This window comes from Arthrobacter sp. 05T410 (assembly GCF_056396505.1).
Genome location: NZ_JBFTLP010000008.1, coordinates 96,867 through 108,751, shown reverse-complemented (window position 1 = coordinate 108,751; position 11,885 = coordinate 96,867). Strand labels below are relative to the sequence as shown.

Here is an 11,885-nt window from a genome sequence, read left to right as displayed (position 1 = left end):
TGCCGCCCGACGGCTGTTGCCCGGCGCCAAGACTTGGCACCCGCCTAGACTTAAACAATGGCGGACAAGCTGACTCCGGAGCGGCGCAGCTGGAATATGTCCAGGATCCGGGGCAAGAACACCAAGCCGGAAATGCTGGTCCGCAGGCTGCTGCACGCGAAGGGATACCGCTACCGCCTGCACGGCACCGCGGGCGGCGGCAAACTTCCGGGCAACCCCGATCTCGTCTTCGCCGGCCGCCGCAAAGTCATCTTCGTCAACGGCTGTTTCTGGCATTTCCACGACTGCCGGGTGGGCCAGCACGCACCCCAGGCAAACGCCGAGTTCTGGGAAACCAAGCGCACGCGCACCCGGAACCGCGACGCCGCCCAGCGGCTTCAGCTCGAACTCGATGGCTGGGAAGTCCTCACCGTGTGGGAGTGCGAACTGAAGGACCGATCGGCGTTGGAGCTCCGCCTCGATGCCTTCCTCCAGGGCCCTCCCCTCCACAGTCCTTTCCTGCACAGCCCGGCCCGGGACGAGCCCTCCTGAGGATCTTCGCTGAGCAGCAACGCCCCGCGTGTCGCGCGGCCCACCTCCAGTGCAGGCTGAACGACCTCAGCTAATATTCGACTCCGGGGGCGATAGGCATTATTCGGTCAGTACCAACGCGTACTGCAAACACGGGAGAGCGCACGATGCCGCACTTGCTGATGTCCAACGACCAGCCCGAAACGGCTGCTGCGCCAACAGATTCCAGTCCCACAGATTCCAGCCCCACGGATTCAGACCCCACAGTTCTGCCGTTCCGTCGCCTCGGCCACACGAGGCTCCACGGCTTCCGGCCCCGCCCGCTCCGCGGAGCGAACCCGGATCTGGAGCCGCTGCGCCGGCAGGCGGCCTCGATCATTGATGAGGTTCTGGCTGGCACCAACCCGGAAGAAGCTGACGTACGGGAGAAACTCCAGTGGCACGTCGCCAACAACCCGGGCCAGCCGGAAAAGGCGCTCCTGGAACATTTGCGGACAGTGGCCGACCAGCAGGAATCCGCCTAGCCGGCGGACCTGTCGATACTGGCCTGCCGGAGCACTTCGCCCCACGACTGCTGGGCAAGATCTGCCACGGCGGCCAGGATTTCCGACGGCGGTAGCGACAGATCCAGCGGGAACTCAACAATGTCGATGTCGGTATTGAGAATTCGGCGCAGCTTGATTTCCCCGGCTCCCGGGTAAACGATCCACGCCGTCGGCACCCGCAAGGATGTGCAGTAGGCCAGCATCCGGTAATGGTCGCCCGAAAGGGACGCGCCGACGTCGGCCGCGGCCTTGTACTTGGCGTCGTACACCATCACGGGCCGGCCGCCGAGGAAGTGGACGGCACCGGGCTGCACCACAATGCGGTCCGAGTCGCGGACGGCCTCGTTCAGCAGGGCGTTGTAGCGCAACCGCATTTCTCCGGGGTAGGCGGCCATGGCTTCGCGCAGGGCTGTTCCCACGAAGTCCTCGAACACCTTTGCCATGTCCACCACGAACGACGCCGACTGCTGCTTGCCGTCGCCGGCCTCCGCCGACGCGTTCCGCAGGATCAGTTCGGCGAGCCGAAGAGCGGCGTGGTAGCGGGTGTTCATCCGGCTGGGCCGCCACTGCGGCAGCGGCGCGCCGGACTGAAGGCGCGTCACGGCGTCGAGCTTTCCCTTGAGCTGGCGCAGGCGGCTCAGGACTTCCGGCCGAACCCGCGGCACCTGGGACATCCGTTCCAGTGCGGCGCGCAGAATCCGGTTCTCCGCGATGTCCTCGGTGAACTCGTCGTAGGAGACTTCCAGCGGAACCAGCATGCCGGGCCGGCGGGAAATCTGGTCCGACATCCGGATCCGGCCCTTGACGGTCCGGAGGGATTCTTCCACCATGAGATACCCCTGCAGCACGCCGCGGCTCAGCGCCCGGTCAGCGAGCTGCGCCAGGGATTCGGCCAGGGCGCTCCAAAGGTCGGCATGCTCCACCGCGGCGACAGAGTCGTCCCGGAACCCCTGGTCCCCCGCGTAGCCGAGCAGGAACAGCAAACGGCTCAGACCGAGCCGACCTTTCGGTCGCACCTCCAGCTGAACGGCGGGAGTGCGCACCGAGCCGACGGTCCCCACCGGTTCGACCCGGTACAGGCCCATGCCCATCGGCGAGGCCTTCGCCAGGCCGCTGGCGTTGACGTAGGCGGCAGTGTCCGGATCAAGCCGCTCCACGACGCCGACGGAGAGTTCGTCGAGGACAATGTGCCGGCAGGCCTCCGCCGCGCCGCGTCCGGATGAACCGCGACCTGATGAACCGCGCCCGGCCGGACCGGCTCCGGATGAACCCCGGTGGTCCGAGGCCTCGCGGTCCGACGAACTGCGGTCCAGTGCTATGGCGTCTCCGGCCAGCCTAGGCATGCGCCAGGCGGCCCAGGAGTTGTTCCAGTCCGAACCGTTCCTCGAGCTGGGCGCGGTTGAGTTGCCCGTGATAGTGCTCCTCCAGCAGCGGCATGAGCTCGTATTTCCAAATTCTGCGCAGGCCCTTAGGCGTCTGCGCGGACTTCTTCATGAAGTACGAGGGACCGATCATGAGGTCGCGGTCCCACTCGTCGATCGCGTCGTTTAAAGCGTCAAGCAGCAGGGCCGGGGTCGTGTCCAGGTCACGGGCCTGGAGGAAGCGCAGCAGCGAGCCCTTCACCGGTTCCGTCTTCGGGTGCAGCTCGATGAAGGAGAAGCGCCGCCGGATGGCCGCGTCCATCATCGCGATGGAACGGTCCGCGGTGTTCATGGTGCCGATGATGTAAAGATTGTCCGGCAGGGTGAACGGCTCGTTGGGGCTGTACTGAAGGTAAATCCGGTCGTCACGGTATTCAAGCAGGAAGTACAGCTCGCCGAACACCTTTGCCAGGTTGGCCCGGTTCATCTCGTCGATGATCAGGAAGTACGGTTTGCTCTCGTTCCCGGGCTTGGCCGCTTCCTCGGCGAGCCGGCGCAGAGGTCCCGCCACGAGCTTGAAGGACACCTGTCCCTCGTCCGTCTTGTCCGGGCGGAAGCCCTCGAAGAAATCCTCATAGGCGTACGACGGGTGGAACTGGACCAGCTTGACCCGCTCGTCCGTGGTGTCGCCGGCGAGCTCGGCGGCGAGGTGTTTGGCGAGGTACGTCTTGCCGGTTCCCGGCGGACCGTAGAGCACCAGCTGCCGGTTCTCCTCGAGGAGTTCGGCGATTTCCTGCAGCGGCTCCAGGTCCATGTGCAAGGACGCGGCGAATTCCGGCGTCAGCGGCCGGAACCCCTCACAGGCCGGTTCGACGGCGGCATCCGGCGCGGCGCCGTCGCCGTCCTCGGCTTCCGCTTCAGCCGGCAGCAGCGCCTCGAGCGCCTGGATCACGCGGGTGATGTCCACGATGTTGCCGGAGGTGGTCAGCTGGCGCTGCACGTGGCGGGGCAGGCCGGTGGCGTCGTGTTCCTCATCGAACCAGCGGACCTTGCGGCGGAGCTGGCGGTTGTCTTTGGCATGCTCCGGTTCGCCGAGGACCACGCCGATCCGGACCTTGCCCGAGCTCTGGTAGAGCGCAAGGTCACCCGGCTTCATGACGGTCAGGAAGGCGAAGACTGCGGTCTTGGTGTCCTCACGCTCCACGTAGCCGAGGTGCTTGTAGTCCTCGTCCACGGCATTCTGGACCAGCCCCGCGGAGACGCCGGGGTCCAGCAGGCGGAGGTGTTCGACGTCGAGCGTCACCGCTTCCTCGTCCCGCCACTCCCCCAGCAGCTCGGCGTTGTCGTGGTGGGTGCGCAGGAGCCAGGCGCGGCGGCCGGGGTCGCCGACCTTCCGCCACTGGCTCACCAGCTGGCGTGAGTACCAGTCGATCCGCTGCCCGGCCTGCTGGTCCAGGTGCAGGCGGATCCGGTGGATGTCCGCCGAAATGTCCTCGTCGCTGTCCCCCTTGGCCCCACCCACGAGGGAAGCGAAAGCGTCACGGATCTCCTGCCGTTCGACATCGGCCACCACGGGTTCGAAATAGCTGGGCCAGACCAGGAACTCAATGCTGCGGCGGATGGCCGGCTGGTCATCCGGGGTGCCGGCGACCAGCCGGTGGAAGGCCAGCGGATCCTTGACCGCGGCCTGGACGACGTGGGCCGGCCGCTGTGCGACATGCTGCACGAAGCGGCAGAGCCATTTCAGGTGGTCCCAGATGGTCCAGTTGAATTCCGCGGTGCGGTCCCGGATCACGCCGTGGTCCGTCATGCCCGCGTAGAGCTCGTCGGGGAGCTCCAGGGCAGGCTCCAGCCAGGATGCCGCCTCGGCGACGCGGGCCCGCTTGACCTTCAGCGACTTGACCTCGTGGGCCAGCGGCAGGGACTGGAGGAAGAGTAGCTCCACGGCCAGTTGCTTCGCCCCGCGGGTGGCGTCTTCCAGGTTCTGGCGCAGGTTAGTCATCATCGGCGCCTTGGGATCCGGAACGCCCCGTTCGAGGCGTTCCAGCAACTCCGCGGCAGCCTGGACGGACCACGTTTTGGTGCGGCCGTCCAGGGGGGACGCCTTGCCGAGCAACCCCGGGCCCAGCACAAACCACGCCGCGTCTTCAATCTCCTTGGAGATACCGAGGGCGCGGTGCAGGGCAGGCTTCTTGGTTGGGGTCATACGTTCAATTTACAGGCTTAAACTGAACGCGCCCATTTAACGCAGCCCCTAAACTACCGGCCAGTAGATTATGGACGGGCGGGCAGCAGACCCGGTTTCGCGCCGGGCCGGCGCTTCACGCCGAAGGTGAAATACGTGGCCGGACCGATGAAATTCACCAGCGTGGCGAGCCGCCACATGGCCTTGCTGCCGCGGATCTGCGCAGCCGGGCGTCGGCTGATGTCCGTCTGGGCTGCGACCAGCAGCGAGAGTTGGACGATGCCAGCCGAGATGGTTCCGAACCGTGCCATCGGCGAGAGTTCGTTCCACTTCTTCTTGCGGGTGTGCTGCTTGTGGATGTTCTGGTGCAAGGTGTTGCCTAGGTTGTGATGCATGTTCTTGTGCATGTCTTTGCCCATGTTCACGGCGACCACGCCTCCTTATGCGTCGGGATTGTTCATTCTAGGAGCCGCGCCGGGAACCGGAACAGAGGCTATGGGACCGGGTGGGCGCGGGTGTGGGGAGCCAGCCGATCCTTCTGCTCCGGCGTCAGCCGCAACACCCGGCCGGTTGCCTCGTCCACAAAGGCAAGATGGCTCGTGGCCCGGACACAGTCCTCCCGCGTGACAGGATCCTGCACCAGGTAGTGGATGTCGAAGCTGGCGCCCTTAACCGCCCCGATCCACAACTGGACGACGGCGGGCACGTTCCGGTACTCAAGGGTCCTGACGTACCTGATCTTGTGCTCGACGACGAGCGCCAGCGTCCCTTCCGGAATTTCATTGAAGAGCGGCACCAGCGGTTCGGTTCCCGGCAGCCCGGGACCCCGGGGCGGGCCGAAAGCCGCGATCCGTGCTTCTTCGAGGATCCGGACAATCTGGACGTTGTTGATGTGCCCGTAGGCATCCATATCGCTCCAGCGCATCGGCACCTCCACCTCGAGGCGCCAGGGCTCCGTGGATGTGTTCTCCCCAGCGGCTGTACCCTTCCCGGCGGGGCCCGCGGCTGTGCCTGCGCTCTCCCTGCCGGGCCCGTTCCCGCCGGCTGCGCCCTTCCCGGCGGGGCCTGCGGCGCTCAGCTGTGCACCGCCGTCGCGTCCTCCGCGGAATCCGCCACGGCAGAGTCTGCGTCCTCACCGGCGAACTGGGACATGTACAGCCGGTAGTACGCGCCCTGCAGGGCCAGCAGTTCGGCGTGCCGGCCCTGCTCGACGATCTGCCCGTCCTCCATGACAAGGATGGTGTCCGCGTCCCGGATGGTGGAAAGGCGGTGGGCGATGACGAAACTGGTGCGCTCCGTCCGCAGCGCCGCCATGGCCTTCTGGACCAGGGCTTCGGTGCGGGTGTCCACGGAACTCGTGGCCTCGTCCAGGATCAGCAGCGACGGGTTCGCCACAAAGGCCCGGGCGATGGTGATCAGCTGCTTTTCGCCGGCACTGACGTTGTTGCCCTCTTCGTCGATCACCGTGTTGTAGCCGTCCGGCAACGCCCGGACGAAGCGGTCCACGAACGTGGCCTTGGCCGCCGCCATGATCTGTTCTTCGGTGGCGTCCAGCTTGCCGTAGCGGATGTTCTCGTAGATGGTTCCGCCGAACAGCCAGGCGTCCTGCAGCACCATACCGACCTTGGCGCGCAGCTCCGAACGGCTCAGCCGGGTGATGTCCACACCGTCCAGGGTGATGCTGCCGGAGTTGAGCTCGTAGAAGCGCATCACGAGGTTGACGAGGGTGGTCTTGCCCGCCCCGGTCGGTCCCACGATCGCCACCGTGTGGCCGGGCTCGGCAGTGAAGGACAGGTCCTCGATCAGCGGCTTGTCCGGCGTGTAGCTGAAGGTCACGTGCTTGAACTCGACGTGCCCGTCGGTCTTCGCCGGGAGGTGCTCGGTGGCGGTCTCGGCGTCCTGTTCGTCGGCGTCGAGGAATTCAAAAACCCGCTCGGCGGAGGCGACACCGGACTGCAGCATGTTGGCCATGCCGGCCATCTGGCCCAGCGGCTGGGTGAATTCGCGCGAGTACTGGATGAACGCCGTGGCGTCGCCCAGGCTCATGCTGCCCGAGGCCACGCGCAGCCCGCCGACGACGGCGATCCCGACATAGCTGAGGTAGGAGACAAACTGCATGACCGGCATGATCATGCCGGAGACGAACTGGGCTCCGAAGCTGGCCTTGTAGAGTTCCTCGTTGCGCTCGTCGAAGCGGGCCAGCATGTCGGCGTCGCGGCCGAACACGCGGACGAGGTCGTGGCCGGAGAACGATTCCTCGATCTGGCCGTTGAGCTCACCGGTGTTCTTCCACTGGGCGGCGAAGAGTTTCTGGCTGCGGGCGCCGATGATGCCGGCGGCCACGCCGGAGAGCGGCAGGGCGACGAGGGCGATCAGGGCCAGCTGCCAGGACACGATGAACATCATGATCACGATCCCGATGACCGTCAGGGCCGAGTTCACGAGCTGGGCGAAGGCCTGCTGGAGCGCCTGCTGGATGTTGTCGACGTCGTTCGTGACACGGGAAAGGATGTCGCCGCGCTGGCGGGTATCGAAGTAGTTCAGCGGCAGCTTGTTGAGTTTCTTCTCGGTGTCATCGCGCAGCGTGCGCACCACGCGCATGACCAGCACGTTGAGGACATAGCCCTGGAGCCACAGAAAGATGTTGGCGACGAAATACATCACCAGCACCACGCTGATGAGGAACGCGAGCTTCTGGAAATCGATGCCAGCGCCCGGCACGACGTCCATCTTGGCGAGCATGTCGGCGAAGTTGTCCTGGCCCTGGGAGCGCAGTCCTTCGATGAACTGTTCTTTGGTGGCCCCGGCCGGGAGCTGCTTGCCGACCACTCCGGCGAAGATCACGTCCATCGCCTGGCCCAGGATCCTCGGGGCAATGACGTTGAGGACGACGGCGACCGTCACCATGGCGAGCACGGCGGTGATGCCGGCGCGCTCGGGTTTCAGCAGTCCCATGAGCCGTTTGGCCGAGGGCCAGAAGTGCTGGGCCTTCTTGGCCGGCACGGCGCCGAACATGCCGCCGTCGGCCTCGCCGGGCGTGTACTCCTCCTCGATGAAGTCATCTTCGATCAGGTCGGTGGCGTCCGTATCGGCAGCGGCCTGGCCGGCTGCGGTGGCCGGCGTGGTGGAGACTTTCTCGTTGGTGCTCATGCCACTGCCTCCGCGCTCAGCTGGGATTCGACGATTTCCTGGTAGGTGCTGGAGCTTTCCAACAGTTCCTCATGTGTTCCGCGATCCACGATCCTGCCGTTGTCCAGCACGAGGATCTGGTCCGCATCGGCGATGGTGGACACCCGCTGGCCGACGATGATCACCGTGGCATCGGCCGTCTTGGCCTTGAGCGCCCGGCGGAGCCTGGCGTCGGTGGCGACGTCAAGGGCCGAGAACGAGTCGTCGAACAGGAAGACCTTGGGTTCGGTGACGAGCGCGCGGGCGATGCACAGCCGCTGCCGCTGGCCGCCGGAGACGTTGGTGCCGCCCTGGGCGATCCGCGCTGCGAGGCCACCCTTCTTTTCGCGCACGAACTCCGCGGCCTGGGCGACCGTCAGTGCTTCCCACAGGTCCGAGTCCGTGGCCTCGGGCTTGCCGAAGCGCAGGTTGTGCTCAACGGTGCCGGAGAACAGGTAGGGCCGTTGCGGCACCATGGCCACGCGCTGCGTGATCTCGGCGCGGGCCAGCTGGGTGACGGGGACGCCGTCGAGCAGGACCTCGCCCGACTCGGCGTCGTAGAGCCGCGGGAGCAGGGCCAGCAGGCTGGACTTGCCGGCGCCGGTGGAGCCGATGATCGCCACGGTCTGTCCGGGCTCGGCCGTAAAGCTGATGTTGCTGAGCACGGGAGCCTCGGCGCCGGGGTAGGCGAAGGTCACGTTGCGGAATTCGACGCGGCCGGCCTTTGCCGCAGGCGCCACCGGGGTGAGCGATTCGTGGATGGAGGGTTCGACGTCGAGCACTTCACCGATCCGGTCGGCGCAGACCGAGGCGCGCGGAATCATCATGGCCATGAAGGTGCCCATCATGACTGCCATGAGGATCTGCAGGAGGTACTGGAGGAAGGCCGTCAGCGAGCCGATCTGCATCTCGCCGGCATCGACGCGCTGGCCACCAAACCAGAGCACGGCGGCCGTGGAGATGTGCAGGATCATGCCGATGGCGGGGAACATCAGCACAAACAGGGAACCGATCTTCAGCGAGACGTCGGTGAGGTCCTGGTTGGCCGCGCCGAAGCGCTCGGCCTCGTGGGGTTCGCGCACGAAGGCCCGGACCACGCGGATGCCGATGATCTGCTCGCGGAGGACACCGTTGAGCCGGTCGATCTTCTCCTGCATGGAACGGAAGAGCGGCATGAGGCGGACCACGAGGTAGCCCACCACGACCACGAGCAGGGGCACGGACACCCAGACGAGCCAGGACAGGTTGAGGTCCTCGCGCAGGGCCATGAAGATCCCGCCGATGCACATGATAGGTGTGGCCACCATGAAGTTCAGCGCCATGAGCATGAGCATCTGGACCTGCTGCACATCGTTGGTGCCCCGGGTGATCAGGGTGGGGGCACCGAAGAGGTTCACGTCCCGCGCCGAGAAGCTGCTCACCTTGCGGAACACGCCGCGGCGCAGGTCCCGGCCGAACGCCATCGCCGCCTTCGAGCCGAAGTAGACGCCGGCGATCGCGGTGGCCACCTGGATCAGCGCGACGCCGAGCATGACGCCGCCGGTGCGCCAGATGTAGTCCGTGTCGCCGCGGGAGACGCCCTCGTCGATGATCTGGGCATTGAGGCTGGGGAGGTACAGAGCCGCGATGGTCGAGGCCAGCTGGAAGATGACCACAGCCGCGATGTATGGCAGATACGGCTTGGAATAGCGCCGCATGAGGGTAACGAGCATGCCCACGAGTCCTTACGAAGACTGAATTATAGGGAGACCAAATTATGGGGAGAGCAAAGTATGGGAGAGCTAAATAGTGAAGATTATTGGAAGGCTGATTGGAGACTAGCCCATGGGACCGACAGCCTTAGCCACCCAACTCTACGAAAACCCTCGCCCGGGAGGAACATCGGGAGCTCAATATCATCCAAACGGCGTACTTAAGCGGCTGCTGTGGTCTCCCCCGCAACCGTCTCGCCGCACGAAGGCCCCGCAGCCGCCGCTCGGGCGGCCGCGGAGCCTCTGCGGTCCGGTACTGTGAGCCGGCGCTACTCGGTCCGGTGCCGCCCGTGGGTGGCGATGTAGTCGGCAGCCGCGCGCTGCATCTTGCGCTGCTTGGCGAGCTGCCGGCGCAGGGCCGTGAGCTCCTCGGCAACCCGGGCCTGTTCCGCGGCGATCGCACGCTGCTCGGCGGCCTGCTCGTGCACGGCGCGCAGGGCGTCCGCCAGCAGCAGCTGCTGCTCCGCGAGGAGCCGCTGGGTCTGGAGCATCACAGGTACGACGTCGGCGGCTTCGGGCCGGTCCTCGGCCACCAAGGTCCGGGTCCGCTGGCGGGCGGCATCGGGGAAGCGGGATTCGGCGCGCTCCCGGCTGAGCACCTCGATGAATTCCCGGTCCAGGTCAACGATGCCGGTTCCGCCGGCGGGCGGAGCTGCCTCGCCGGCGTCGTTCCCTGTGTAACCCGTGTTCCCCAGAGCCGGGGCCGTGGCACCGGCCATCGCGGCCATCCCGGCATCCGGGGCGTCCCCTGCGAGTTCGGCGGGTTCCGGCCGGACGTCGACGGTGCGGCGCAGCGGGCGTTCCTTGATGAACAGGATGGCCACCAGCGCCACGAGTCCGACGACTGCGGAGATCAGGAAGACCTCGGCGATCGCGTCGCCGTAGGCGGCACGCATGATGTCGCGGATCGGTGCCGGCATGTCCTTGAGGTCCATGCTGGCCCCCGCGGATCCGGCGGGAACCTGGATGCCGGCCGATGCCAGCCCCTCCACGACGAGCTCCTTGACGCGGTTGCCCAGCACGGCGCCGAGGACCGAGACGCCGATCGCACCGCCGACGGACCGGAAGAAGGCCACAGAGGCGCTGGCCGTGCCGATGTCCTTGGCCTGGACCGTGTTCTGGACGGCGAGGACGAGGTTCTGCATCAGCAGGCCCAGGCCGACGCCGAGGATGGCGGTGTAGATACCGGTCATCCACAGGTCAGTGGTGTGGTCCATGCTGCCGGCCAGGCCCAGGCCGCCGATCAGCAAGATGGCGCCGGCCACGAGGTACCGCTTCCACTTGCCGGTGCGGCTGATCAGCATGCCGGAGGCGACCGACCCGATGAGGTTGCCGGCGATCATGGGCAGCGTGAGCAGGCCGGCCTCGGTGGGGGTGGCGCCGCGTGCCACCTGGAAGTACTGGCCAAGGAAGGTCGAGGAGCCGAACATGCCCACTCCGACGGCCACCGAGGCGAGGATTGCGAGGGCGGTGGTCCGCTCAGAGATGATCTTGAGCGGGATGATGGGCTGGGCGACCTTGGATTCCACCAGCACGAGCAGGCCAAGGAGCACGATGCCGCCGCCCACCATGGCGACCGTCTGCCACGACCACCAGTCGTAGTAGTCGGGATTGCCGGCGAAGGAGACCCAGATGAGCAGCAGGCTGACGCCGGAGGTCAACAGGATGGAGCCGAGCCAGTCGATCTTGGCGGGGCGCTTGACGTGCTGGATCTTGAGCGTGACCTGCAGCAGGATGAGCGCGACCACGGCGAGCGGGACGCAGACGAAGAAGGTCCAGCGCCACCCCAGCGGGCTGTCGACAATGAAGCCGCCGAGCAGCGGGCCGCCTGCCGTGCCCACGGCCATGACGCCGCCCATGTAGCCGGAGTACTTTCCGCGGTCGCGCGGCGGGATCATGGAGCCGATGATGGCCTGGGCCAGGGCGGTGAGGCCGCCCATGGCGATGCCCTGGATGACACGGGCGGTCAGCAGCAGCGGGATGGTCTCGGACAGGCCGGCCATAACGGAGCCCGCCACGAAGATCACGATGCTCAGCTGGACGAGGACCTTCTTGTTGAAGAGGTCCGCGAGCTTGCCCCAGATCGGGGTGGTTGCCGCGTTGGCCAGGAGCGCGGCGGTGATCACCCAGGCGAAGTCCGTCTGGGTGCCCTTGAGTTCGGACATGATGGTGGGCAGCGCGTTGGCGACGATCGTGCTGCTCAGGATGGCGGTGAAGAACGCCGCCAGCAGCCCGGTGAGGGCCTCCATGATCTGGCGGTGGGTCATCGCCACAGGTTCTGCGGCGGTCTGGGATGCGCGGGATGCCCCCTGCGGAACGTCCGACGGGGCCGGGGACGGCCCTGTGGCGGCGGCGTGGCTAGCCA

The 11,885-nt window shown here is 66.5% G+C and carries 9 protein-coding genes; 2 read left to right on the top strand and 7 right to left on the bottom strand.

Annotated features, from left to right (window positions below; all coding sequences use genetic code 11):
- Positions 1-57 precede the first annotated feature (57 nt).
- On the top strand, positions 58-531 hold the full coding sequence (locus AC1DFR_RS12900) for a very short patch repair endonuclease (protein ID WP_079550431.1): 474 nt from the start codon (positions 58-60) through the stop codon (positions 529-531).
- A gap of 161 nt (positions 532-692) precedes the next feature.
- Complete coding sequence (locus AC1DFR_RS12895) at positions 693-1,034, top strand: hypothetical protein (RefSeq protein WP_476873519.1); 342 nt, start codon at positions 693-695, stop codon at positions 1,032-1,034.
- Here the strand turns inward: AC1DFR_RS12895 and AC1DFR_RS12890 are convergent.
- The 7 genes from AC1DFR_RS12890 to AC1DFR_RS12860 form a co-directional block, all read right to left on the bottom strand.
- Positions 1,031-2,398 carry an McrC family protein gene (locus tag AC1DFR_RS12890; protein WP_476873518.1) on the bottom strand — a complete coding sequence of 456 codons (1,368 nt, stop codon included), beginning with the start codon at positions 2,396-2,398 and terminating at the stop codon, positions 1,031-1,033. The genes AC1DFR_RS12895 and AC1DFR_RS12890 overlap by 4 nt on opposite strands.
- Positions 2,391-4,622 carry an McrB family protein gene (locus tag AC1DFR_RS12885; protein WP_476873517.1) on the bottom strand — a complete coding sequence of 744 codons (2,232 nt, stop codon included), beginning with the start codon at positions 4,620-4,622 and terminating at the stop codon, positions 2,391-2,393. Before AC1DFR_RS12885 ends, AC1DFR_RS12890 begins: the two co-directional genes overlap by 8 nt.
- 68 nt (positions 4,623-4,690) lie before the next feature.
- Positions 4,691-5,035, bottom strand: coding sequence for a hypothetical protein (locus tag AC1DFR_RS12880; protein ID WP_476857119.1), 345 nt, complete (start codon positions 5,033-5,035; stop codon positions 4,691-4,693).
- Between the two features lie 59 nt (positions 5,036-5,094).
- On the bottom strand, positions 5,095-5,526 hold the full coding sequence (locus AC1DFR_RS12875) for an acyl-CoA thioesterase (protein ID WP_230007937.1): 432 nt from the start codon (positions 5,524-5,526) through the stop codon (positions 5,095-5,097).
- A gap of 149 nt (positions 5,527-5,675) precedes the next feature.
- Complete coding sequence (locus AC1DFR_RS12870; protein WP_476872085.1) at positions 5,676-7,751, bottom strand: ABC transporter ATP-binding protein; 2,076 nt, start codon at positions 7,749-7,751, stop codon at positions 5,676-5,678.
- The gene (locus tag AC1DFR_RS12865) at positions 7,748-9,481 is read right to left on the bottom strand and encodes an ABC transporter ATP-binding protein (protein WP_476873516.1); all 1,734 of its coding nucleotides are present in this window, start codon (positions 9,479-9,481) and stop codon (positions 7,748-7,750) included. The genes AC1DFR_RS12870 and AC1DFR_RS12865 overlap by 4 nt, the downstream gene beginning before the upstream one ends.
- Before the next feature lie 308 nt (positions 9,482-9,789).
- Positions 9,790-11,787 (bottom strand): MDR family MFS transporter, encoded by a 1,998-nt coding sequence (locus tag AC1DFR_RS12860; protein ID WP_476873538.1) that lies wholly within the window; start codon positions 11,785-11,787, stop codon positions 9,790-9,792.
- Positions 11,788-11,885 lie beyond the last annotated feature (98 nt).